Annotated in this window: 23 protein-coding genes and 1 riboswitch; of the genes, 13 read left to right on the top strand and 10 right to left on the bottom strand. The window is 62.6% G+C overall.

Annotation, left to right across the window (positions count from 1 at the left end; all coding sequences use genetic code 11):
* Window positions 1-171: 171 nt before the first annotated feature.
* The 6 genes from xdhA to ACODR6_RS16200 form a co-directional block, all read right to left on the bottom strand.
* Entirely contained in the window at window positions 172-1,638 is a 1,467-nt protein-coding gene (gene xdhA, locus ACODR6_RS16225; RefSeq protein WP_489022980.1) for a xanthine dehydrogenase small subunit, read from the bottom strand.
* Between the two features lie 30 nt (window positions 1,639-1,668).
* Entirely contained in the window at window positions 1,669-2,445 is a 777-nt protein-coding gene (locus tag ACODR6_RS16220; protein ID WP_203428375.1) for a 3-hydroxybutyrate dehydrogenase, read from the bottom strand.
* A 76-nt stretch (window positions 2,446-2,521) separates the two neighbouring features.
* Complete coding sequence (locus ACODR6_RS16215; protein ID WP_489023147.1) at window positions 2,522-3,532, bottom strand: ABC transporter substrate-binding protein; 1,011 nt, start codon at window positions 3,530-3,532, stop codon at window positions 2,522-2,524.
* Window positions 3,533-3,534: 2 nt separating this feature from the next.
* The gene (locus tag ACODR6_RS16210) at window positions 3,535-4,299 is read right to left on the bottom strand and encodes an ABC transporter ATP-binding protein (protein WP_489022978.1); all 765 of its coding nucleotides are present in this window, start codon (window positions 4,297-4,299) and stop codon (window positions 3,535-3,537) included.
* Window positions 4,296-5,084: an ABC transporter permease gene (locus ACODR6_RS16205; protein WP_489022976.1), complete on the bottom strand. Its 789-nt coding sequence runs from the start codon at window positions 5,082-5,084 to the stop codon at window positions 4,296-4,298. Before ACODR6_RS16205 ends, ACODR6_RS16210 begins: the two co-directional genes overlap by 4 nt.
* Window positions 5,085-5,111: 27 nt before the next feature.
* Window positions 5,112-5,720, bottom strand: a complete 609-nt coding sequence (locus tag ACODR6_RS16200) for a YkoF family thiamine/hydroxymethylpyrimidine-binding protein (RefSeq protein ID WP_130277749.1) — start codon at window positions 5,718-5,720, stop codon at window positions 5,112-5,114.
* A riboswitch (TPP riboswitch) is annotated at window positions 5,712-5,823 on the bottom strand. It overlaps the preceding gene by 9 nt.
* A gap of 140 nt (window positions 5,824-5,963) precedes the next feature.
* Between ACODR6_RS16200 and glpK the strand changes: the two genes are divergently transcribed.
* Entirely contained in the window at window positions 5,964-7,457 is a 1,494-nt protein-coding gene (gene glpK / locus ACODR6_RS16195; protein WP_489022974.1) for a glycerol kinase GlpK, read from the top strand.
* Here the strand turns inward: glpK and ACODR6_RS16190 are convergent, their stop codons facing one another.
* Window positions 7,458-8,483 carry an acyltransferase family protein gene (locus ACODR6_RS16190; protein ID WP_489022972.1) on the bottom strand — a complete coding sequence of 342 codons (1,026 nt, stop codon included), beginning with the start codon at window positions 8,481-8,483 and terminating at the stop codon, window positions 7,458-7,460.
* A 168-nt stretch (window positions 8,484-8,651) separates the two neighbouring features.
* On the opposite strand from ACODR6_RS16190, the gene ACODR6_RS16185 reads away from it, so the two are divergent.
* Together ACODR6_RS16185 and ACODR6_RS16180 are read left to right on the top strand one after the other, a co-directional pair.
* Window positions 8,652-9,113: a nuclear transport factor 2 family protein gene (locus ACODR6_RS16185; RefSeq protein ID WP_130277752.1), complete on the top strand. Its 462-nt coding sequence runs from the start codon at window positions 8,652-8,654 to the stop codon at window positions 9,111-9,113.
* Window positions 9,114-9,125: 12 nt separating this feature from the next.
* Window positions 9,126-9,683 carry a TetR/AcrR family transcriptional regulator gene (locus tag ACODR6_RS16180; RefSeq protein ID WP_489023145.1) on the top strand — a complete coding sequence of 186 codons (558 nt, stop codon included), beginning with the start codon at window positions 9,126-9,128 and terminating at the stop codon, window positions 9,681-9,683.
* On the opposite strand, the gene ACODR6_RS16175 is transcribed toward ACODR6_RS16180, so the two are convergent.
* Window positions 9,673-10,626 (bottom strand): hypothetical protein, encoded by a 954-nt coding sequence (locus ACODR6_RS16175; protein ID WP_489022970.1) that lies wholly within the window; start codon window positions 10,624-10,626, stop codon window positions 9,673-9,675. The two genes, ACODR6_RS16180 and ACODR6_RS16175, sit on opposite strands and share 11 nt — an antisense overlap.
* A 203-nt stretch (window positions 10,627-10,829) precedes the next feature.
* Between ACODR6_RS16175 and ACODR6_RS16170 the strand changes: the two genes are divergently transcribed.
* The 8 genes from ACODR6_RS16170 to ACODR6_RS16135 all read left to right on the top strand — a co-directional run bounded on the left by ACODR6_RS16170 (window position 10,830) and on the right by ACODR6_RS16135 (window position 17,206).
* Window positions 10,830-11,204, top strand: a complete 375-nt coding sequence (locus ACODR6_RS16170) for a YciI family protein (protein ID WP_130277755.1) — start codon at window positions 10,830-10,832, stop codon at window positions 11,202-11,204.
* Window positions 11,201-12,460, top strand: a complete 1,260-nt coding sequence (locus ACODR6_RS16165) for an RNA polymerase sigma factor (RefSeq protein WP_489022968.1) — start codon at window positions 11,201-11,203, stop codon at window positions 12,458-12,460. The genes ACODR6_RS16170 and ACODR6_RS16165 overlap by 4 nt, the downstream gene beginning before the upstream one ends.
* Window positions 12,461-12,563: 103 nt before the next feature.
* On the top strand, window positions 12,564-13,031 hold the full coding sequence (locus tag ACODR6_RS16160; RefSeq protein WP_489022966.1) for an SRPBCC family protein: 468 nt from the start codon (window positions 12,564-12,566) through the stop codon (window positions 13,029-13,031).
* 127 nt (window positions 13,032-13,158) lie between these two features.
* Complete coding sequence (locus tag ACODR6_RS16155) at window positions 13,159-13,410, top strand: type II toxin-antitoxin system prevent-host-death family antitoxin (protein ID WP_203428383.1); 252 nt, start codon at window positions 13,159-13,161, stop codon at window positions 13,408-13,410.
* The gene (locus tag ACODR6_RS16150; RefSeq protein ID WP_348652507.1) at window positions 13,410-13,835 is read left to right on the top strand and encodes a type II toxin-antitoxin system VapC family toxin; all 426 of its coding nucleotides are present in this window, start codon (window positions 13,410-13,412) and stop codon (window positions 13,833-13,835) included. Before ACODR6_RS16155 ends, ACODR6_RS16150 begins: the two co-directional genes overlap by 1 nt.
* Before the next feature lie 100 nt (window positions 13,836-13,935).
* Window positions 13,936-14,997: an LLM class flavin-dependent oxidoreductase gene (locus ACODR6_RS16145; RefSeq protein ID WP_489022964.1), complete on the top strand. Its 1,062-nt coding sequence runs from the start codon at window positions 13,936-13,938 to the stop codon at window positions 14,995-14,997.
* A 41-nt stretch (window positions 14,998-15,038) separates the two neighbouring features.
* A complete protein-coding gene (gene map / locus ACODR6_RS16140) occupies window positions 15,039-15,797 on the top strand; it encodes a type I methionyl aminopeptidase (protein ID WP_112719433.1) in 759 nt (252 codons plus the stop codon).
* A gap of 164 nt (window positions 15,798-15,961) precedes the next feature.
* Window positions 15,962-17,206, top strand: coding sequence for an acyltransferase family protein (locus ACODR6_RS16135; RefSeq protein ID WP_489022962.1), 1,245 nt, complete (start codon window positions 15,962-15,964; stop codon window positions 17,204-17,206).
* Between the two features lie 13 nt (window positions 17,207-17,219).
* On the opposite strand, the gene ACODR6_RS16130 is transcribed toward ACODR6_RS16135, so the two are convergent.
* On the bottom strand, window positions 17,220-17,807 hold the full coding sequence (locus tag ACODR6_RS16130; protein WP_199627304.1) for a PadR family transcriptional regulator: 588 nt from the start codon (window positions 17,805-17,807) through the stop codon (window positions 17,220-17,222).
* A 159-nt stretch (window positions 17,808-17,966) separates the two neighbouring features.
* Between ACODR6_RS16130 and ACODR6_RS16125 the strand changes: the two genes are divergently transcribed.
* Together ACODR6_RS16125 and sbmA are read left to right on the top strand one after the other, a co-directional pair.
* The gene (locus ACODR6_RS16125; RefSeq protein WP_489022960.1) at window positions 17,967-19,148 is read left to right on the top strand and encodes a YbfB/YjiJ family MFS transporter; all 1,182 of its coding nucleotides are present in this window, start codon (window positions 17,967-17,969) and stop codon (window positions 19,146-19,148) included.
* A gap of 122 nt (window positions 19,149-19,270) precedes the next feature.
* Window positions 19,271-20,536: a peptide antibiotic transporter SbmA gene (gene sbmA, locus ACODR6_RS16120; RefSeq protein ID WP_203428389.1), complete on the top strand. Its 1,266-nt coding sequence runs from the start codon at window positions 19,271-19,273 to the stop codon at window positions 20,534-20,536.
* A 271-nt stretch (window positions 20,537-20,807) separates the two neighbouring features.
* On the opposite strand, the gene ACODR6_RS16115 is transcribed toward sbmA, so the two are convergent.
* On the bottom strand, window positions 20,808-21,803 hold the full coding sequence (locus tag ACODR6_RS16115) for a polysaccharide deacetylase family protein (protein ID WP_203428390.1): 996 nt from the start codon (window positions 21,801-21,803) through the stop codon (window positions 20,808-20,810).
* Window positions 21,804-21,830: the final 27 nt, after the last annotated feature.

Genomic DNA, 21,830 nt, shown 5'->3' with positions numbered 1-21,830 from the left:
ACTCCGCCGCACAGGTCGGTGCGCGTGGCCCCCTCATCCGCCCTTCGGGCACCTTCTCCCCGCTGGGGAGAAGGGGGAACGAGACGGCGCCGCACATCCCTTCTCCCCTCGGGGAGAAGGTGCCCGAAGAGCGGATGAGGGGGCTATTTGCGCAGATGCTCACGATGTTCATCACGCCACCCCCTCGAACCGCTTGAGCTCCACCGGCGTCCCCACCGTCTCCAGATAAAACCGCGTCAGCAGGTTCCGCGCCGTCAGCTGGCGATACTCCGCCGTAGCGCGCCAATCGGAGAGCGGCTGGAAGTCCGCGTCGAAGGTGCCGCGGGCGGCGTCGATGGTGGCTTCGGTCCAGGGCTTGCCGAGCAGGTCGGATTCGACGGTGCGGGCGCGCTTGGGGATGCCGGCCATGCCGCCGAAGGCGATGCGGATGTCGTGGACGTCGCCGTTGTCGTCGAGCGTCAGGTAGAAGGCGCCGAGAACGGCGGTGATGTCCTCGTCGCGGCGCTTGGTGATCTTGTAGACGGCGAAATGCGTGCCCTCGGCCGGATAGGGCACGAAGACGCTCTCGACGAATTCGCCGGCTTTGCGGTCCTGCCTGCCATAGGCGATGAAATAGTCTTCGAGCCGCAGCATGCGGGTGCCGGCGGCAGAGCGCAGCTTGACGGTGGCGCCAAGCGCGATCAGCGGCGGCGGGCTGTCGCCGATCGGCGAGCCATTGGCGATATTGCCACCGATCGTTCCCATGTTGCGAACCTGCTCGCCGCCGATACGGTTGATCAGGCCGGCAAGGGCGGGCACCTTCCTGGCAAGGACTTCGAAGGCCTTGGTGTAGGTGACGCCGGCGCCGAAGGTCACGCCGCCCTCGGTTACCTTGATCGCCTGCAGTTCGCTCAGGTGATTGATGAAGACGACGGGGGTGAGTGCGCGCATCTGCTTCGTCACCCAGAGGCCGACATCGGTGGAACCTGCGACGATGGTTGCCGTGGGTTCTTCGGCAAGAATGCGGGCCAGTCCCTCGACGGAGCCAGGGATGACCAGCTTGCCGGCGTCGGAGGCGATGGTGATCGTCTCGCGCGGCTGCAGCGCCCAGAGGCGGGCGACGATATCGGAGCGGGTCTTTTCGAGGGGATCGAAGAGCGTGCTCGGCCGAGCCCTGGCGATGGCTTCCGCCGCCTTGACGATCGGCTCGTAGCCCGTGCACCGACAGAGATTGCCCTGCAGCGCCTTTTCGATCTGCGGTCGGCCGGGCTTTTCGCTGGACAGCCAGAGGCCATAGAGGGACATGACGAAACCCGGCGTGCAGAAGCCGCATTGCGAGCCGTGGAAATCGACCATCGCCTGCTGCACCGGATGCAGCGTGCCATCCTTGGCGGCCAGATGCTCGACGGTCACGACATGGGTGCCGTTCAGCGAGCCCATGAAGCGGATGCAGGCATTGACGGATTCATAGGCGAGCTTGCCGTCCACGAGGCGGCCGATCAGCACCGTGCAGGCGCCGCAATCGCCTTCGGCGCATCCTTCCTTCGTGCCGGTCAGCCGGCGCCTCAAACGCAGAAAATCGAGAAGCGTTTCGGTCGGCCGGACATCTCTGAGCGTGATGTCCTCGCCATTGAGGATGAAGCGGATGGCGTCGTTCATGATGTTCCTTATTCTTGTTTTTCTAAATGGTTATGCCGCAGTCCAGCCCCCGTCAATCGAGATATGCGTGCCGGTGACCTGCCGGGCATCGTCACTTGCGAGGTAGAGCGCCAGCGCGCCGATTTCCTCGGCCTTGACGAATTCGTGCGTCGGCTGCGCCTTCAGGATCACCTCGGTCTTCACCTGCTCCTCGGTCATGCCGCGGGCCTTGGCCGTATCCGGGATCTGCTTTTCGACCAGCGGCGTCAGCACGTAGCCGGGGCAGATGGCGTTGACGGTCACGCCCGACTCAGCGAGCTCGAGTGCCGCCGTTTTCGTCAGTCCTAATATACCATGTTTCGCCGCCACGTAGGCGGATTTGAACGGCGAGGCGACGAGGCCGTGGGCAGAGGCGATATTGATGATCCGGCCATGCTTCTTCGCCTTCATGTGCGGAATGGCCGATCGCATCGTATGGAAGGAGCTCGAGAGATTGATGGCGATGATCTGGTCCCACTTGTCGACGGGGAAGTCCTCGATCTTCTCGACATGCTGGATACCGGCATTGTTGACGAGGACGTCGACCGTTCCGAAGGTTTTCGCTGCAGTCTCGATCAGGTCGGCGATCTCGGCGGGCTTGGTCATGTCGGCCGGATGGTAGAGGGCGCGGCCCTCTGAAAGTGATTCAAGCCGCTCGGTGATCGCCTTGATTTCTTCGGCTTTTCCGAAGCCGTTGATGACGACGTTGTCGCCCTTGCCGGCAAAGGCGGTGGCGATCGCCAGGCCGATGCCGCTGGTGGAGCCGGTGACGACGACGGTTCTTTTCATAAGCGCTTCTCCTTGGTCCGGGTTGGACCAAGGTTATGCGCAAAGCCTTGCGGCTGACAATCGCCGAATGGCGTTCTCAGCTTCCGGCGAGAAGCGTCGTGGTGAAGGCGGCGGCAAAATCCGGGCGCGCGGTCAGCACCTTGCCATCGGCATCCTTCAAAATGCCGGCGTCGAACAGGTAATCGCCGATCGCTTTCATCTTTGCCGGGTCGATGGCACCGGCCTTGCCGGGGGCGGTGCGCAGATAGCCGTCGGAGGCTAGCGTTTTCAGCGATGCCTTGACGAGGTCCGGATTGGTGAGCGCGCCGTCCGTTCCCTTGATCAGGATATCGGCTGCTTCATCCGGATGATCGGCGGCGAATTCATAGCCGCGTCGCGTCGCCTGCATGAAGGCGCGGGCGAGATTGGGCTTTTCCGAGAGATAGGCGCTGCTGGTGCCGAGGAGCGCGGTGTGTTCATCCGGCACGCCGTAATCGGCATAGACGAAGGCGCGCTGGGCCTTCTTCTCGAGCTCGGCCTGAACGCCTTCCCAGGTATAGACTTCGAGCGTGAAATCGACAGCGCCATTGTCGAGCGCCTGATAGGCGGAAGTGCCGAGCGTCACGGTCTCGAACTCGCCCTTGCCGCCGGCGTTCCTGATCATCGAGCCGAGCAGGGCATTTTCCCAGGCGCTGCCGAAGCCGCCATAGGTCTTGCCGTCGAGATCCTTCGGCGTCTTGATGTCGGTGCGGTCCCCCTTGAAGACGACGCGGCCGGTCTCCTTCTGGACGATCGCGAAAGTGCCGACGAGATCGGCACCGGCGGCGCGCTGGGTCATCAGGCCGATCGAGCCGAGCACGCCGAAATCGGCGACGCGGCTGGCGACGAGGGTTGCGGCAGAGGTGTCGGTATAGGGGAGAATGTCGACCTCGATGCCGGCGTCGCGGTAGAAATTCTTCTCCCGGGCGACGTAGAGGCCGATGTGATTGGTGTTCGGCGTCCAGTCGAGGGCGACCGAGACCTTGGGGCTTGCGGCGCGGACGGCAAGCGGTGCGGCGGTCAAGGCGAGAATGCCTGCAAGCGCCGTGCGGCGGGTGATGATCGGCATGGTCATGGTTCGGCTTCTCCTTCGAAGAGCGTTGTGAGAATGCGGTTTTCGATTGCGATGATCTCGGCCTGATGCTTTCCCGGTTCCGTTCGCGGCCGGGGCAGGCGGACGTCGATTTCGAGGGCGACGCGGGCAGGGCGGGGCGAGAAGACGTAGATGCGGTCGGAGAGCAGCACGGCCTCGCGCACGTCATGGGTGATCAGGACTACCGAGAGGCCACGGCGGGCAGAGAGCGCCTCGAGGAAACGCTGCATCTTCAGCCGCGTCAGCGCATCGAGGGCGCCGAAGGGTTCGTCGAGCAGCAGGATGGGGCGCTGCTGCACCACCGTGCGCAGCAGGGCGGCGCGCTGGCGCATGCCGCCGGAGAGTTCATGCGGCCAGCTGTTCTCGAAGCCGGCGAGGCCGAATTCCGCGAGCAGCGGCTCGATCTGGCGCCGGGCCTCGCGGCGGGGCATGCCAGATATCTCCAGGCCGAGTGCGGCATTGTCGATCAGCCGCCGCCAAGGCATCAGCGCATCGCGCTGCGGCATGAAGGCGAAGGGGCGTTCGGCGGCGTCGAGCGGCTGGCCGTTCATGCGGATGCTGCCGGCGGATGCGGTGGCGCAGCCTGTCAACAGCCGGAAGAGTGTCGATTTGCCGGCGCCGGAGGGGCCGAGGACGGATATGAATTCGCCCTGCTTCAGGTGCAGCGAGATGCCGGCGAGCACATCGATATTGCCGAGGCGGCAGCTGAGGTTTTCGATATCGAGGAGGGGCGCGCTGCTCATTCCAGGTCCTCCCCGTTTGCCCGGTGCCAGGGCATGGCGAGGCGCTCGGCGAGGACCGCGAGTGAGAACAGCAAGAGCGTCAGCAGAGCGCTGCCGAGGACGGCGGCAAGCACGAGATCGGCGCGGAAATTGTTCTTGGCGTTGAGGATATAGATACCGAGCCCGCGGGCGGCCCCTGCATATTCCGCGAAGATGGCGCCGACGACGGCATAGGTGATCGATATCCTGAGACCGGCGAAGAAATAGGGCAGCGATGACGGCAGGCGGGCGGCGAGGAAGCGTTTCCACCGAGAGGCGCCCATGGTGGTCAGCAGTTCCTCGATCTCCGGCTCTGTCGCCTCATAGCCGCGTGTGAGGGCCACAAGCATCGGAAAGAAGGTGACGAGGGCGACCAGCAGGATTTTCGGCAGCAGGCCGAAGCCGAACCAGAGGACGATCAAGGGCGCGATGGCGACGAGCGGCAGCGTCTGGCTGATGACGAAAACAGGCATCAGCGCCGAGCGCAGGCGCGGCACGAAATCGATCAGCACCGAAAACACGAAAGCGATGAGAAGGGAGGCGGCGAAACCCGCCAGGGTCGCCTGCAATGTCGGCCAGCTATTCGCCAGCAGCGCGGCACGTTCGGCAAAGGCCTGTGCGAGAACGCGCGAGGGTGCGGGCAGCGTCGCGGGCGGGAGGCCGGCGATGCGCACATAGCTTTCCCAGGCGGCGAGCACAGCGCCGACGGACAGGATGGCGGGAATGAAACGGGCGGCAAGGCCCGGCAACCGGACAGATCTCGGCATCGGCAGGATCCTGACGTGACGCTGAGATCAGACGGCGGAGGGGCTGTTGGCCGATACGGTGAGATCGATCGTGACATGGCCGTTCGGCGGCCCGAAGCGGACGAAGGCTTCGTGGATCGTCGCGAAGACGGCACCGGCATCGCCCTTGACGCGGGTGCAGAAATTCTTCGAACGGTCGAAGACGCCCGAGTTCTTCAGGAAGTCGATGCAGCCGTAGATCTCTTCCATGTGATCGCCGGTGCCCATGACATAGAGCGAGAACTGCGCGGCTGCATGGCGGCCGGTGACCGGGGCGGAAGCGACCGCTTCGAGAGCCGACGCCTTGCGCTCGGCAAGCGGCAGGACCGGGCCCGTCAGGGCTTCGGTGTGGCACATGGGATCATCGGGCTCGCCGGGGCAGCCGCGGGAGATGGTGGCGCGCAGCACCGCGTGGATGCCGTCTGCCGAGCCCGCGACATAGAGATCGCGCATGGCGGCGAAGACGATATCGGGCGTGCCGACGATCAGCGTCGAGATGTCGTCGGTCTCGATCCTGAGCTTTTCGCGATAGGGATCAAGTGCCGGAAGGGCAGACAGGATGACGTCGACGAAACGGTCGGTCATCGGGTAAAGGGAAATTTGTGCGCCAGAAAACATCGCTCGCCTCGCTCCGCTGGTATTATCCAGATCAGCTAAAGAGTTTGAGGCCATGCCAGCCGCATCTCAGCCCCGGCTATACGGAGCACCCCTGTCGTTGGCGCCTTTTAAACATGCGCCGCGCGGCTTGTAAAGCGGCGATCTGACGAGGGGCAAAATTGCGCTCGGCTTTCTTTTTCCTTTCGTTTCTGCCTCTTAAATGATCTATCTGAAAGCATCAGAGCTTCATGGGAGGGGGCAGGGATGAGCGGATATGTTCTGGCGATCGATCAGGGCACGACATCGACGCGGGCGATCGTGTTCGATGGCGAGATGAAGATCGCAGGCGTGGGCCAGAAGGAGTTCACGCAGATCTATCCGCGCTCGGGATGGGTGGAGCATGACCCTGAGGAAATCTGGGATTCCGTCGTTTCGACGATCCAGATGGCGCTGCGCGAAGCGAAGGTGAAGGCGACTGACATTGCCGCATTGGGGATCACCAACCAGCGCGAGACCGTCGTCGTCTGGGAGCGGGAAACCGGCAAGCCGATCCAGAATGCCATCGTCTGGCAGGACCGGCGCACGGCGAGCTATTGCGAAAACCTGAAGCGCCAGGACCTCGAGAAGATCTTCACCAGGAAGACCGGCCTGATCCTCGATCCTTATTTCTCGGGCACCAAGCTCTCCTGGATGCTCGCCAATGTGAAGGGTGCGCGCGCCCGCGCCGCCAAGGGCGAACTCTGCTTCGGCACGATCGACACGTTCCTGATCTGGCGGCTGACCGGCGGCAAGAGTTTCGCCACCGACGCGACCAATGCCTCGCGCACGCTGATGTATAACATCGCCGAGAACGAATGGGACAAGGACCTGCTGGAGATCCTGCGCGTTCCCGCCGCCATGCTGCCGGAGGTGAAGGACTGCTCTGCCGATTTCGGCATCGTCGAGAAGTCGATCCTCGGCGCCGAGATCCCGATCCTCGGAGTTGCCGGCGACCAGCAGGCGGCAACGATAGGCCAGGCCTGCTTCGAGCCTGGCATGCTGAAATCCACCTATGGCACCGGCTGCTTCGCGCTTTTGAATACCGGCTCCGACATGGTGCGTTCGAAGAACCGGCTGTTGACGACGATCGCCTACCGGCTGGACGGCGAGACGACCTATGCCTTGGAGGGATCGATCTTCATCGCCGGAGCGGCCGTCCAGTGGCTGCGCGACGGTCTCGGCATCATCGACACGGCCGGCGAGACCGGCAAGCTCGCCGAGAATGCCGATCCCTCGCAGGAGGTCTATCTGGTGCCGGCGTTCACCGGTCTCGGCGCGCCGCATTGGGATCCGAAGGCGCGCGGGGCAATCTTCGGCCTGACACGCAACAGCGGCCCGGCGGAATTCGCCCGCGCTGCGCTGGAAGCCGTCTGCTACCAGACCCGCGATCTGCTCGATGCGATGCAGAAGGACTGGAAGAACGGCAGCGACGACACGGTGCTGCGCGTCGATGGCGGCATGGTCGCCTCCGACTGGACGATGCAGCGGCTCTCCGACCTGCTCGACGCGCCCGTCGACCGGCCGGTGATCCTGGAGACGACGGCGCTCGGAGCTGCCTGGCTCGCCGGCAGCCGGGCCGGCGTCTGGCCGGACCGCAAGACCTTCTCTGCGAAGTGGAAGCGCAACCGTCGCTTCGAACCAGACATGGACGAGAAGACCCGTTCCGCCAAACTCAAGGGGTGGAAGAATGCGGTGAAGCGGACGCTGAGCGATGCCTGATCAGGCCGCCGCCACCGCCCTTTCGCGCCTAGCCGGCGGGCTGTAGAGCCAGCTTGCGCCGGAGCGGTCGGCGGTTGCCTTGATTGCCAGCGACAGCGTGATGGCGGTGACGCAGATCAGGGGTGCGGCGAGATAGCCGATCGATGGTGAGGGCTCGACCAGGGTGGCGATCAGGCCGGCTATGCCGGCGACGATCATCACATGGGTGACGTAGACCGGCAGCGTGTTGCGGCCGAAATAGGAAAAGACGTCGCGCAGGGCCTTCAGCCGCGACATCAGCACGGCCATGCCGCACAGCCATGACAGACCTGCGATCGACGACGCAGAGGCCCAGAGGCCGGGCTCGATCGGCTGCAGGCGGCTGCGCAGCGCCAGCAGCAGGATGAAAGCGGTAAAGCCACCGGCCGCGAAGGGGAGAGGGCGCTCGGTCAGCGTTTCGGCGATCAGCCTGCCATACCAGCAGCCGAAGGCGAAGAAGACGAAATACTGCAGCACATTGCGGTGGGTGAAGAGATCGATCGGCAGATAGCCGCCGAAGGTGAGGATCGAGAGAATGGTGCCGACGGCGATGACCGGGATGCGCGGCGCCGAGGAGAGCAGCTTGGTGACGGTCATGAAGATTGCCAGCGCCCAGATGAACCAGATGCCGGTATTCGGCGCCCACCACATTTCAATGAGCTGATAGGGATCCGACCCCTCCGAGGGCACGAGGCCGTTGGTGTGGACATAGCGGAAATAAAGCCAGCGCGCCGTGCTCCAGACGCCGAAGAGCCAGACGAAGGTCCAGATCTTCTTCCTGACGAAATCCGGCCATGTGGCCCGCATCGCCGAAGCGGCGAGGAAACCCGATACCGAGAAGAACAGCGGCATGCGGATCGGCGCCATGATGTTGCTGATCTTGGTGTAGAGTGCCGGGGCCATCTCGTGGAAGTTCAGGTAGAGCAGGGTGTGGTAGACGACCACGAGGATGATCGAGAGGCCCTTGGCGATATCCAGCCATTCGATGCGGGTCTTCTGCTGGTGCATGGTTTCCCCTTCCGATTGTGCGCTGCGGCAGGAACAAACCGTCCAATTGCGTCAGAAACGTGGGCGCGACGTCATTCTTCCATGCGTGCGCGAATGCCGCAGGCGCGTCCCTTGCTTCTGCTGTACTGATCGGTACAATGCATTCCTATTGGTACAGGAGATATGACAATGACTGCACTTATCCCCCCATTCACACTGGAAACCGCCACCCAGAAGGTCCGCCTTGCCGAGGACGGCTGGAACAGCCGCAACCCGGAAAAGGTGTCGCTCGCATATACGCCCGACAGCGCCTGGAGAAACCGCGCCGAGTTCGTCAACGGCCGGCCGGAGATCGTTGCCTTCCTGAGCCGCAAGTGGGCCAAGGAGCTGGATTACCGGCTGATCAAGGAGCTCTGGGCGTTCCGCGAAAACCGCATCGCCGTGCGCTATGCCTATGAATGGCACGACGACAGCGGCAACTGGTTCCGCTCCTATGGCAACGAGAACTGGGAATATGATGCCGATGGCTTGATGCAGCGCCGTTTCGCCTGCATCAACGACATGCCGATCAAGGAATCGGACCGCAAGTTCCACTGGCCGCTCGGCCGCCGTCCGGATGACCATCCGGGGCTGTCAGAGCTCGGCCTCTAAGGACGCAAGGCTCTGAAAACCGTCTACGAACGCCGCGATGTCGTGCCCCTGCTTGCCGAGATCTTCCGGGAACTCGGCTATGAGGGCGCGACGCTCAGCCGGATCACCGAACGCACCGGGATCGGTAAGGGCAGCCTCTATCACTTCTTCCCCGGCGGGAAGGAGGAGATGGCGGCTGCCGTACTCCAGGAGGTCGATCGCTGGTTCGAGGATTTCATCTACGAGCCGCTGCGCAGCGACGAGCCCTCGGTGGCGATCGAGGCGATGTGGCGGGGCGTCGACGATTACTTCCGCTCCGGCGGGCGCATCTGCCTCGTCGGTGCTTTCGCGCTCGATGGGACGCGGGAGCGTTTCAGCGAGGCGATCAACGGCTATTTCCGGCGGTGGGTGGATGCGCTCGTCGGCGCTCTCGTGCGCAGCGGGGTAGAGCAGGGTACTGCACAGCAGGAGGCGGAGGCCGCGGTTCTCGGTATCCAGGGCGCGCTGGTTCTGTCGCGCGCCCTCGACGATCATGATGTCTTCCGCCGGGCGATTGCCGGGATGAAGACGAGGCTTTCGGCTACTTCTTGAGCCAGGGGCTCTTCGTGCTCCAGAAGATGACGCTGGCGCCGAGATAGTCGTTGGCGAAAGCGGTGAATTCTTCCTTGGTGAAGGGCTTCTTGGTCTGCGGGTTCTTGTAGGTCAGCGTCGGCTCCTGCACGGCCATGCCGACATAGGCGAGCTTGCCCTTGTACTGGTTGAAGAACGGATAGGAGTTCTTCATCTGCGCCTTGCGGTTCGGCACGATATCGGGGCCGCCGAGGCCGATATTGTTCTTCGCGGCGAAATCGAACAGACGGCTCATGTATTTGTGGTCGTTTTCCCATTCGCAGGGCCAGAAGTTGACATACTGGACGACCATCGACTTTGAGAACGCCTTGCGCGCGAAGCCGAGGTTCTCCATCTCGCCGGCGAAATAGGCATCGCAGGAGAAGTCCTTCGGCTCGTTCTTCGGGTCGAGATCGATCGAGGTCTCCGGCAGGTTGATGCCATAGACGCGGCCATCGAACTTGGCGGCAAGCGCCGAGATCAGCGCTTGGTAGCGCTCACGCACCGCCGGGTTCCACTGCTGCGCCACCCAGCCGGAGCCGATGCCCTTGTTTTCGCCGGGATTGTCGAATTGCGGGGCGAGGCCGCCGCCATACTCGGCGCCTTCGAGCATGTAGTCGGGGATGTTGCGGGCCTTGGGGCTGAAGAAGCGGTCCTGCACCTGGATGAACAGCTTCTTGTTCAGGCTCTTGGCGATCGCCAGGTCCTTCTCGATCGGCGAGAAGTCGTACTCGCCCTTGCCCTTCTCCAGCATCTTCCAGTTATAGACCACCTGCGCGCCGCCGATATCGGGGCGCGACAGCAGGTCCTTGAGGCCGTCGAGCTCACCGGCGCCGGTATAGATGAAATTCTGGGGCGCTGCGGAGGCGGCAGTGGCTGCGCCGGCCAGTGCTGCAGCCAGGAACAGGCTTTTGAAAAGATGCATGTTTCGTCCTGAAATATGATGTTGGAAATCCAGCCGCGCGAGAAATCGGAGTCGAAGGTGGCAACTCGATGGCGAAGAGCGAAGCGGCCGATACAATCCCCAATGCTAATTTTGCCCCACCGCTTATTTGTGAAGCGTAATTTTTTGCTGCGCCCTGTCGGATGGCGGGTTACTCCTTCGTCATTGAGGAAGAGGAGTAACAGATGCTTTATGCGATCCTTTGCTATGCCAACGAAGAAACCGTCTTCTCCTGGTCGAAGGAGGAGGAGGATGCCGTCATGGCGAAGCTCTACGCCGTGCAGGAGCCGCTCGCCAAGTCCGGCAAGCTTGGCCCGACCGGGCGGCTGATGCCGACGACGTCGGCCACGACGCTGCGCAAGGGCAAGGAAGAGCCGCTGGTGCTCGACGGCCCGTTTGCCGAGACCAAGGAAGCGCTGCTCGGCTTCTATTGCATCGATTTCGACACGCTGGACGAGGCGATCGCCTTCGCCAAGGAGCTGTCAGCCGTCAATCCGGGCTCGACCTCCTACGAGATCCGGCCCTTCTACGTGTTCCATCCGGGAGATAAAGCCACATGACAGACATTGCCTGGATCGACGTGACGCTGGCTTCTGCCCGGCCGAAGGCGCTGGGCGCGCTGCTTCGCTATTTCCGCGATCTCGATATCGCGGAAGAGGCCTTTCAGGAGGCCTGCCTGCGCGCCATCCGCACCTGGCCGGACAAGGGCCCGCCACGCGATCCGACGGCATGGCTGATCTTCGTCGGCCGCAACAGCGGCATCGACGCGGTGCGCAAGCAGAAGAAGACGCAGGCGCTGCCGGACGAGGAGCTGATCTCCGATAGAGAGGATGCCGAGAGCGATATCGCTGACCGGCTGGATGAATCCAACTACCGCGACGACATCCTGCGGCTGCTCTTCATCTGTTGCCATCCGGATCTGCCGGCAACGCAGCAGATCGCGCTCGCCCTGCGCATCGTCTCGGGCCTTACCGTGCAGCAGATTGCCAAGGCGTTTCTCGTCGGCGAAAGCGCCATGGAGCAGCGCATCACCCGCGCCAAGGCGCGCGTCGCCAAGGCCGGCGTTCCCTTCGAAACGCCGGGGCCGGAGGAGAGGGCGGAGCGGCTGACCATCGTCTCGACGATGATCTATCTGGTCTTCAACGAGGGCTATTCGCAGGGCGATCCGAAACGCGATGCGGCCGCGTTTGCCGACGAGGCGATCCGTCTCGGGCGGCTGATGCTGCGGATCTTTCCGGCCGAGCCTGAAATCATGGGCCTGCTGGCGCTGATGCTGCTGCAGATTTCGCGGCGCGATGCGCGCTTCGACGGCAATGGCGAGCTGGTTCTTCTCGAGGATCAGGACCGCACCCGCTGGAACCACGCGCTGATCAACGAGGCGCTGAACCTGCTCGACAAGGCGATCCGTCACCGCCAGCCGGGACCGTATCAGCTGCAGGCGGCGATCGCCGCCATCCATTCCCGCGCCAAGCGCGCCGAGGATACCGATTGGGAAGAGATCGAGATCCTCTACCGGGTGCTGGAGCGGGTGCAGCCATCGCCCGTCATCACGCTCAACCGCGCCGTTGCCGTCTCGAAGCTCAAGGGGCCGGAGGAGGCGTTGGCGCTGGTGGATACGCTTGCGGAAAAGCTCGACGGCTATTTCTATTTCCATGGGCTGCGCGGCGGATTGCTGAAGCAGATGGGCGAGGTGCGCCGCGCCCGCGAATCCTTTGACCGCGCGATCGCGCTCGCCAATTCGGCGGCGGAAGCCGCCCATATCCGCCTGCAGCTCGACAAGCTGCAGAACGAGCAGGCGACGCCCGCCGTCAGATAATGTCCGGAAAAATCATCAGGCGATGTCGGAGCGGAGGATGCTGCGACGTCCTTGTAACAACCTGAGGATAAACAGGTTTCGCTTCAACAGGAGGAATGCCGAAATGAGCGCCACGACGCAACACGAACTGGTTCTCGTCCGCGAGATGGATGTGCCGCGCGAGAAGATCTACAAGGCCTGGACCGACGAGAATTCGATCAGGGAATGGTTCGTTCCGCGGCCCTGGACGATCGCCGAAGCGAAGCTCGACGCGCGCCCGGGCGGCTCCAGCTACATCGTCATGCAGGATCCCGACGGCAACAAATATCCGAATTCCGGCGTCTATCTGGAGCTCGTCGAAAACGAGAAGATCGTCTTCACCGATGCCTATACCAGCGCCTGGCTACCCTCGGAAAAACCCTTCTTCACCGGCGTCATCCTGCTCGAAGATCTCGGCAACGGCCGCACCAAATACACCGCCAAGGCGCTGCACTGGCGCGCCGAGGACAAGGAAGCGCACGAGAAGATGGGTTTTCACGAAGGCTGGGGCACGGTCGCCGGACAGCTTGAGGAGTACCTGAAGCGCGGCTGACGCACTTCAAGCGGGCGCTGAAGCGGCTTCGATTCCGATTCCGCCGGCGCCCGCAAGCCGTTGAATTTGGATTCGGATTGATGGATGCACAGATATGTAGTAACGTATCTACATTGAGGTGTTTGACATGACCGTGATGACCAGCAGGGAATTCAATCAGGATAGCAGCGGCGCTAAGAAGGCAGCAGCCGACGGGCCTGTTTTTATCACTGACCGCGGAAAGCCCTCGCATGTCCTGCTGACCATCGAAGAGTATACGGCTCTAAAAAAAACAAAGCCGAGCATTGTCGATTTGCTGTCCATGCATGATGTTGCCGACATCGAGTTCGATCCGCCAAAGCTCGATGAGCTGGGCGCCAAACCTGTCGACTTTTCCTGATGTATCTTCTCGATACCAATGTTGTTTCCGAGATAAAGAAAGCCGGAAGCGGAAGAGAGAATATCGATGTCGTCAATTGGGTTCGCGGTGTTGCGGATGAGCTGCTCTATCTGTCTGCAATAACTCTTTTCGAACTCGAGGTTGGCGCTTTGCAGGTCGCACGCCGGGATCCTCGCCAGGGGCAGGCACTTCGAGCGTGGATCGATGGCGGCGTTCGCCAAGCTTTCAGGGGGCGAATACTTTCGGCAGGCGAGGGAGTGGCGTTGCGGGCGGCGGCATTCAACGTCCCCAACCCAAAGCCGATGCATGATGCATTCATTGGTGCCACTGCCGCAGAGCATGGATTGTCGCTTGTGACCCGCAATGTCCGCGATTTCCAGGGCATGGGAGTCCAGATCATCAATCCCTGGGATCTCACGGCCTAACTCACCCATCAACTTTATCGAACGATCCGTTCCAGAATTTCCGTTTGCCCGGGGGCTTGCCGATCCTTATCTGAGAGGCAAGTTCAATAGGATGCCGATGATGGAACTGGGCCTTTATACTTTTGCCGACGTCAATCCCAATCCGGGCCGCAGCAAGGGCGCGGAAGGGGCGGAGCGGTTGAAGCATCTGATCGAGGAAATCGAGCTCGCCGATCAGGTCGGCCTCGATGTCTTCGGGCTTGGCGAGCATCACCGCCCTGATTATGCAGCCTCGGTTCCGGCCATGGCGCTTGCCGCAGCGGCGGTGAAGACCAAGAACATCCGGCTGACGAGTGCGGTCACCGTCCTGTCGTCTGATGATCCCGTGCGCGTCTTCCAGCAGTTTGCGACGCTCGATCTCATCTCCAACGGCCGTGCGGAGATCATGGCCGGGCGCGGCTCCTTCATCGAGTCCTTCCCGCTGTTCGGCTACAATCTTGAAGACTACGACCAGCTCTTCGAAGAGAAGCTCGATCTCCTGATGGCGCTACGCGAGGGCGAAGTGGTCAGCTGGAAGGGTGAGCTGCGGGCGCCGATCAATGGCCGCGGCGTCTATCCGCGCCCGCTGCAGGATCCGCTGCCGCTGTGGATCGCCGTCGGCGGCACGCCGCAATCGGTGGCGCGGGCCGGTGCGATGGGTCTGCCGGTGGCGCTTGCGATTATCGGCGGGGAATATCCGCGCTTTGCGCCGCTCCTTGAGCTCTATCGCGAGGCAGCGCGCCGGGCGGGGCAGGATGCGTCGAAGCTGAAGACCAGCATCAACGTACACGGCTTCATTGCCGATACGACGGAAGCGGCCGCCGACCAGTTCTACGGGCCGCAGGCCGAAGTGATGAACCGCATTGGCCGCGAGCGCGGCTGGGGACCGACGAACCGGGCGCATTTCGACATGGCGCGCGGGCCGACCGGCAATCTCTTCCTCGGCGATCCGGAACTCGTGGCCGAGAAGATCGTTGCGGCTCACAAGGTGTTCAGGAACGACCGCTTCCTGCTGCAGATGGCGATCGGCCTGATGCCGCACGACCAGATCATGCGCGGCATCGAGCTTTACGGCACGAAAGTCGCGCCGCTTGTCAGAAAGGCATTGACTGGGGCGGGCGAAGGGGCGAAAGCCACGGCCTGAACCCGCAAGGCCAGCCGCCTTGGCGGCAGCCGGGATGAACGATGGTAATCGAGAACGACGACGAACTGGAAAAGCTGAAGGAAATCGGACGGATCTGCGCCAACGCGATCCAGGTGATGTCTGCAGCGCTGGAGCCGGGGATCACTACACTCGAGCTCGATCAGATCGGCCGCAAGGTGCTTGAGGATGCCGGTGCGCGTTCGGCGCCGGAATTCTGCTACCAGTTTCCCGGCGCGACCTGCATCAGCGTCAACGAGGAAATCGCCCACGGCATTCCCGGCCCGCGGGTGATCCGTCCCGGCGATCTCGTCAATATCGATGTCTCCGCCGAGAAGAACGGCTTCTTTGCCGATACCGGCGCCTCCTTCACCGTGCCGCCCGTCAAGCCGAAGATCGAGCGGCTCTGCCGCGATGGCAAGCGGGCGCTGTTCGTCGGTCTCAACCAGATCAAGGCGGGTGAGCCGCTCGCCAAGATCGGCAATGCCGTCGGCGCCTTTGCGGCGAAGAACCGCTATACGCTGGTTGCCAATCTGGCGAGCCACGGCGTCGGCCGTTCGCTTCATGAGGAACCTGGCGAGCTTTCGACCTGGCCGGATCCTTCCGAAAAGCGGATCATGACCGAAGGCCTGGTCTTCACCGTCGAGCCCTTCCTGTCGCTCGGCGCCACCTGGGCTGAAGGCGGCGACGATGCCTGGACGCTCTACGCCGATCCCCAGGCGCCGACCGTGCAGTACGAACACACCGTCGTTGCGACGCGCAACGGACCGCTGATCCTGACGCTGCCGGATCTGGCAGCTTAAGAGCTTCATCCTTTCGGCGGCCGGGCTCCGCCTCTACCCGTTCTTTCGTCCGAATATCCGGCGGCCTACCGCCTATGGCCAGTTAGCGGGCGCAGCAATTCCGGGTTACCGCTTGGTATCCGGCTCCATTCTCTTGTCCGCCGGTCTTCATGGAGGTCGGTGGAATGCTCGAGAGTGATGGCAGCAGTGCCAAGGCGATGCAGCACAATTACCGGCCGGATATCGACGGATTGCGGGCGGTTGCGGTTCTCTCCGTGGTGATCTTCCATGCCTTTCCGACCTGGCTTCCCGGCGGGCTCGTCGGCGTCGATATCTTCTTCGTCATTTCCGGCTATCTGATCAGCGGCCATATCCTGCAACAGCTGCACGACAACAAGTTTTCGATCTTCGATTTCTACAGCCGCCGCATCAGGCGCATCTTTCCGGCGCTGATCCTGGTGCTGCTCTTCTGTCTGGCGGTCGGCGCGGTGGCGCTCTCGGCGGCCGATAACAGGGAGCTCGGCGAGCATGTTGCCGGTGGGGCGGGCTTCGTTGCCAATCTGCTCTTCTGGTTCGAAGTCGGCAGCACCAAGGATGGCGGCATTTCCAATCCGCTTCTGCATCTCTGGTCGCTCGGCGTCGAGGAGCAGTTCTACATCGTCTGGCCGCTCGCTGCCTGGATCGCCTGGCGGCGCGGCATGAGCGTCATCAAGACGATCGCGGCGGTGGCGCTGGTGTCGATGATCTTCAATCTCGTCATCGTCTATATCGACCGGACGACGGCCTTTTATCTGCCGGTGACGCGCTTCTGGGAGCTGCTGGCCGGTGCTGCGCTCGCCGAGCTGGAGCGCTCCCACGGCGGGCTGTCGCGGCCGGCGGCAAACCTTGCGGCAATCGCCGGTATCGTGCTGCTGGTGCTGAGCTTTGCGCTGATCCGGGAAAAGCAGGCCTTTCCGGGTATCATCGCGGCGGCGCCCGTTCTCGGCGCGGTGCTGGTCATCGCTGCGGGGCGGACGGCGGTATTCAAGACCCTGATCTTCAGCAACCGGATTGCGGTGGCGATCGGGCTGATCAGCTATCCGCTCTATCTCTGGCACTGGCCGCTTCTCTCCTTCGGCTACATCATCGGCCACGACACGCCGGCGAAGGAGGTGCGTTTCGCATTGCTGGCGGCGAGCGTGGTGCTGGCGGCGCTGACCTACATGACCATCGAGAAGCCGATCCGCTTCGGGCGTTTCCGGAAATCGGCGGTGGCCGTGCCGCTGTTTGCGATCATGACTTTCATCGGCGCGGCAGGCTATTGGGTATCGGAGCAGGCGCAGCACGCGCTGCCGCGCGACGTGGCGCAGGTGGGTGTGCCGGTCGCCGAAAATACCGCGCCTCCGCAAAAGGAAAGCCGCCACGTGACACGTGACGGCCGTTCGCTCTGACGATTGCGCGGTATCAGATCTGGGGCTTGCCGCCCTGCAGGATTTCCATCGCGGCGCGCTCCAGGATGCCGGAGATACGGGCGGCTTCCTCAGCCGACCAGGGATGGCGCATGCGCAGCGCCGAGCGCAGCAGCTGGCGGGCGGCGCGCACGTCGCGGTCGTCGCGCATGAATTCCTCGTCTTCCTCTTCGCGGCGGCGGCCGTGCTGTTCGGGATCGAACATGCGGTTGACGAAGGCCATCTTCTCGCCGACGCGCTCGAGCTTGCTGAAAATGCCGTCGATCATGGCGCGGTTCTCCTCAACCTTGCGCTTGCCGCTTTCGGTAATCTTGTAGAGTTTCTTGGTGCCCTCAGCCTCGACTTCGGCCAGGCCGGTTTCTTCGAGGTAGGTGAGCGCCGGATAGATGACGCCCGGGCTCGGCACGTAGAAGCCGCCGGAGCGCTCTTCCAGAACCTTGATCAGTTCGTAGCCGTGGCGCGGCTGTTCGTTCAGCAGTGCCAGCAGCACGATCTGCAGGTCGCCGGCCGAAAACTTCCGGCCCATTCCCATGCGGATCGCGTCGCCGAACATGCCGCCGCCACCGCCTCTAAAGCCTCTCATCGCTTCTTCCTTTCATCGTTAATCATATCGAATGCTATGTCGTAAAACATATATCGTACGATATTGCCGTTCAAGAGGAGCCCAAGAATTTCCGGAATTGAACCGATCGATCAGAATTTCTTGTTTGCGGTGCAGCAGGGGGCGGGTGATAAGCGCATCATGTTGGCACGCAATGAGAATGAGCCAGTCAGTCTGGTCCGCACGGCCCTTGCCGGGATGATCGCCATGGCCGCTGCCATGGGCTTCGGGCGCTTCTCCTACACACCGATCCTGCCGGGCATGATGAGCGGCGTTCCGCTCTCGGCCTCCGATGCCGGGTTCATCGCCTCGGCGAATTTCGTCGGCTATCTCGCAGGCGCCGTGCTGGCTGCCTATGGCTGGGCGGCCGGGCGGGAGAGGGCGGTGGCGCTTGCGGCACTCGCCGCCAACGCGCTCCTTCTCGCGGCGATGGCGGCGACCACATCCGTTCCCGTCTTTGCGGTGATCCGCTTCCTCGCCGGGCTCGCAAGCGCCTTTTCGATGGTCTTCACCTCGTCGATCGTGCTCAGCCACGGTGCGGCAGCCGGCAACGACCATGTCCAGTCGGCGCATTTCGGCGGACCGGGCGCAGGTATCGCGCTGTCGTCGCTGATGGTGCTGCTGATCGGCATCGCCTTTCCCGATGCGGGCGGCTGGCGGGCGGACTGGATCGGCGGCGCGTTGGTTTCGGCACTCGGTCTTGCCGCGGCCTGGGCTTTGCTGCCGGCGGGACCCGCAGCGGCGGCGCGCAAGGGGCCGGAACCGGCCATCGCCTGGACACCGCCGATGCTGCTCGTGACGCTCTCCTACGGCATCTTCGGCTTCGGCTATGTCATCACCGCCACCTTCCTCGTGGCGATCGCCCGCATGGATGCGGCGGGCGCTTTCGTCGAGTTCCTCTGCTGGTTCATTGCGGGCGTGACCGCCGCGGTGGCGCTCTTTGGCTGGAAGCCGTTCGTGCGCGTTCTCGGGCTCGGCGGCGTCTATGTCGCGGCTGTTGTCATCGAGGTTGCCGGTGTGCTCGCGACCGTCATGCTGCCGCATTCGCTGGCGCCGCTGATCGGTGGAGCACTGTTCGGCGCCACCTTCCTGGCGATCACCGCCTACGGCCTGCAGATCGGCCGTAAGCTTTCGCCGGAAAGCCCCCGGCGCGTCATGGCGCTGATGACGGCGGCCTTCGGTCTCGGCCAGATCGTCGGGCCGCTGATCGCGGGCTGGGTGGCTGAGGGGACAGGAAGCTTCACGCTGCCCACCTATATTGCCGCCGCCGCCCTCGGCATTTGCGCGCTCCTCGTGCTGCCGGTCATCAAGAAACTGGGATAAGCCGTTACAAATACGTAAGAATGGCCCCCGGCCATTGCTGCCTTCTTCGAACTGCCTTAATTTCCCGCACAATCAGTGTTTGCTGATGCTCCCGAGATTCCAGTTCAGGAAAGCGCCTCCCAGTGTTTCATTCCTTCTTTCCGCAGCCGAAGCTGTTTTTCCCTTCGATTGTCATTTGGACGCTCATCGCCATCGCGGTCTGGTATCTGTTTGCCGCAGATCTCGGTGTCCATATGGGCTTTGCGCCGGTCGCCGAAGAACAGCAGCCGATCGATCTGTCCTTCTTCCTGTTGCCTGAGAATTTGTGGTTCTACGGCTACTTCTTCCTGACAACGATCATCTTCTGCGGCTTCTGGCACATCAAGGCCTGGGATCATCCGTGGAAGCTGTGGTCGGTCTGGGGCTCGGCGCTGATCATTTTCGTTACCTATTTCGGCGTCCAGATCACCGTCGTCATCAACAATTGGCGCCGTCCGTTCGGTGACCTGCTGCAGAACGCGCTTTCGAAGCAGCCCGGCATTACCGTCGAGAATTTCTACGACCTGATGCTGATCTTCGTGCAGATTGCCTTCCTCAGCATGTTCGTGTCGATCATGACCGACTTCTTCACCAGCCACTACATCTTCCGCTGGCGCACGGCGATGAACAATTTTTACATGTCGAAGTGGGAAAAGCTGCGCCATATCGAAGGTGCCTCGCAGCGTGTGCAGGAAGACACGATGCGCTTCTCCAGCACTCTTGAAGGCCTAGGCATCAGCCTTATCAATTCGGTGATGACGCTCGTCGTGTTCCTGCCGATCCTGCTGGCGCTCTCGCATTATGTCACCGCGCTGCCGATTGTCGGCCCGGTCGCCAATTCGCTGTTCTGGCTGGCGCTCTTCTGGTCTATCTTCGGTACGCTGCTGCTTGCGATCGTCGGCATCAAGCTGCCGGGTCTGAACTTCAAGAACCAGCGCGTCGAGGCTGCCTACCGAAAGGAACTCGTTTATGGCGAGGACCATGCCGATCGCGCTCAGCCGCCGACGGTCACGGAGCTTTTCTCCAATGTCCGCCGCAATTATTTCCGCCTCTATTTCCACTACCTCTATTTCAACGTGGCGCGCTATTTCTACATCCAGGCGGACGCGCTTTTCGTGACCTTCATGCTTGTGCCGACGATCGTTGCCGGTGCGATCACCTACGGTATCTTCCAGCAGATCTCGACCGCCTTCGGGCAGGTCAGCAACTCGTTCCAGTATCTCGTCAATTCCTGGACGACGATCATCGAGCTGCTGTCGATCCACAAGCGCCTGAAGGCTTTCGAGGCGGCGATCGACGACGAGCCGTTGCCCGATATCGATCAGCGGTATCTCGATCGCGAGGGCGGGGTCGTCCACCAGGACGGCTGATAGAGGTTAGCTCATCGATGGCTTCGAGCGAGCGGCCCCCTCATCCGGCTGCCGCCACCGACCGGGGTCGAGCCGACGGTCTCGACCCGTCCTTCGGACCCCCGCTGGGGAGAAGGGAACGAGCCTTAAGCGCTCGCTTCCTCTCTACGCAAGTTGTGGGGGGAGGCGTCGCCGAACTCCCCTTCTCCCCAGCGGGGAGAAGGTGCCCGAAGGGCGGATGAGGGGGCCGCTTGTTCAAGCGGCCAATCTTTTATTGCTGCCGGACTTAGCCCTACAGCGCCGAATTATCCTGCGCCTTCAGCTTGCCCCGCGCCTCGATCATCGGGATCGCCTCCGAATAGCTGACGCAGGCGACGTCGGCTCTATGGCAGACGTCGCTGACCAGCCGGTCGAGGGCCCGCCAGTAGGCGCCGCCGTTCATTTCGACGAAGTGGAAGCCGAGCTGGAGGGGGATGCGGTCGCCCGCATATTGCTTGTCGAAGGCTTCCTTGAAGGCGGCGTAGGAGCGCTCTTCGAAGGTCTTGCTGTCGGCGGCGTCTTCCTCGCCCTTGGAGTGGCGGACGAAGAGATTGTAGTCCATGCCGATGATCGGCCGGTCCTTGGGGCCTTCGGGGATCAGCGGCAGGCCGAAGCGGATGACGCCGTCTTCGACGACGGGCATGGCCGGTCCCTTGGTCACCAGGCTGGCGTCATAGGTGAAGCCAGCCTTCTTCTCGGCGGCGATCATGTCGCTACCTTCGCTGGCCGACAAATAGGGGGCGCGAAAACCCTTGATGCCGTGGTCGACGAGATCCTGCCAGCCATCGGGCTCGGCGAGGCCGACGCCCTTCCAGGCATTCTTCAGCGTCGCCTTGAAGGTCGCATATTCTTCCGACCAGTCGGCGCTGCTCCACTGACGGCCGTCGAAATGGCCGCAGGCATGGCTTGAGATATCGTGCCCCTCGAGATGCGCGTGCCAGATATTGCCGAGGCGCTCGCGGATCTCGTCGTCGCTCTGGGCGAAGCCGACATTGGATTTTCCGCGTTTCTGATGAGGCGCTTGATAGGCTTTCTTCGCATCCTGATTCATCAGGAAGGTGCAGGACAGGAAATAGGTGAAATGCGCGCCGTTGCGGGCTGCCATTTCGCGGCTCTTCTGCCAGAGCGCGTTGTCGTGGGCGCCGTCGAAGGAAATGATGACGAGCTGCTTCGGCTGATCGGCCGCCGAGGCGGCAGCGGGCAGGGCAACGGAAAGGGCGAGACAGGCAGAGGAAATGGAACGAAACATGGGCACCGCGACAATTTGTTTGCGGCT

It is taken from the genome of Rhizobium sp. FG96, assembly GCF_057808655.1.
This window is presented reverse-complemented; position numbering and strand designations above follow the sequence as displayed.

Bases quoted from the DNA above. Each gene is read 5' to 3' on its own strand.
- ACODR6_RS16210 (WP_489022978.1), bottom strand. From the start codon at position 4,299: ATGAGCAGCGCGCCCCTCCTCGATATCGAAAACCTCAGCTGCCGCCTC.
- ACODR6_RS16220 (WP_203428375.1), bottom strand. From the start codon at position 2,445: ATGAAAAGAACCGTCGTCGTCACCGGCTCCACCAGCGGCATCGGCCTG.
- ACODR6_RS16135 (WP_489022962.1), top strand. From the start codon at position 15,962: ATGCTCGAGAGTGATGGCAGCAGTGCCAAGGCGATGCAGCACAATTAC.
- ACODR6_RS16185 (WP_130277752.1), top strand. From the start codon at position 8,652: ATGACTGCACTTATCCCCCCATTCACACTGGAAACCGCCACCCAGAAG.
- ACODR6_RS16215 (WP_489023147.1), bottom strand. From the start codon at position 3,532: ATGCCGATCATCACCCGCCGCACGGCGCTTGCAGGCATTCTCGCCTTG.
- map (WP_112719433.1), top strand. From the start codon at position 15,039: ATGGTAATCGAGAACGACGACGAACTGGAAAAGCTGAAGGAAATCGGA.
- xdhA (WP_489022980.1), bottom strand. From the start codon at position 1,638: ATGAACGACGCCATCCGCTTCATCCTCAATGGCGAGGACATCACGCTC.
- ACODR6_RS16165 (WP_489022968.1), top strand. From the start codon at position 11,201: ATGACAGACATTGCCTGGATCGACGTGACGCTGGCTTCTGCCCGGCCG.
- ACODR6_RS16205 (WP_489022976.1), bottom strand. From the start codon at position 5,084: ATGCCGAGATCTGTCCGGTTGCCGGGCCTTGCCGCCCGTTTCATTCCC.
- glpK (WP_489022974.1), top strand. From the start codon at position 5,964: ATGAGCGGATATGTTCTGGCGATCGATCAGGGCACGACATCGACGCGG.
- ACODR6_RS16175 (WP_489022970.1), bottom strand. From the start codon at position 10,626: ATGCATCTTTTCAAAAGCCTGTTCCTGGCTGCAGCACTGGCCGGCGCA.
- ACODR6_RS16115 (WP_203428390.1), bottom strand. From the start codon at position 21,803: ATGTTTCGTTCCATTTCCTCTGCCTGTCTCGCCCTTTCCGTTGCCCTG.
- ACODR6_RS16130 (WP_199627304.1), bottom strand. From the start codon at position 17,807: ATGAGAGGCTTTAGAGGCGGTGGCGGCGGCATGTTCGGCGACGCGATC.
- ACODR6_RS16200 (WP_130277749.1), bottom strand. From the start codon at position 5,720: ATGTTTTCTGGCGCACAAATTTCCCTTTACCCGATGACCGACCGTTTC.
- ACODR6_RS16160 (WP_489022966.1), top strand. From the start codon at position 12,564: ATGAGCGCCACGACGCAACACGAACTGGTTCTCGTCCGCGAGATGGAT.
- ACODR6_RS16150 (WP_348652507.1), top strand. From the start codon at position 13,410: ATGTATCTTCTCGATACCAATGTTGTTTCCGAGATAAAGAAAGCCGGA.
- ACODR6_RS16145 (WP_489022964.1), top strand. From the start codon at position 13,936: ATGGAACTGGGCCTTTATACTTTTGCCGACGTCAATCCCAATCCGGGC.
- ACODR6_RS16170 (WP_130277755.1), top strand. From the start codon at position 10,830: ATGCTTTATGCGATCCTTTGCTATGCCAACGAAGAAACCGTCTTCTCC.
- ACODR6_RS16190 (WP_489022972.1), bottom strand. From the start codon at position 8,483: ATGCACCAGCAGAAGACCCGCATCGAATGGCTGGATATCGCCAAGGGC.
- ACODR6_RS16155 (WP_203428383.1), top strand. From the start codon at position 13,159: ATGACCGTGATGACCAGCAGGGAATTCAATCAGGATAGCAGCGGCGCT.
- ACODR6_RS16125 (WP_489022960.1), top strand. From the start codon at position 17,967: ATGTTGGCACGCAATGAGAATGAGCCAGTCAGTCTGGTCCGCACGGCC.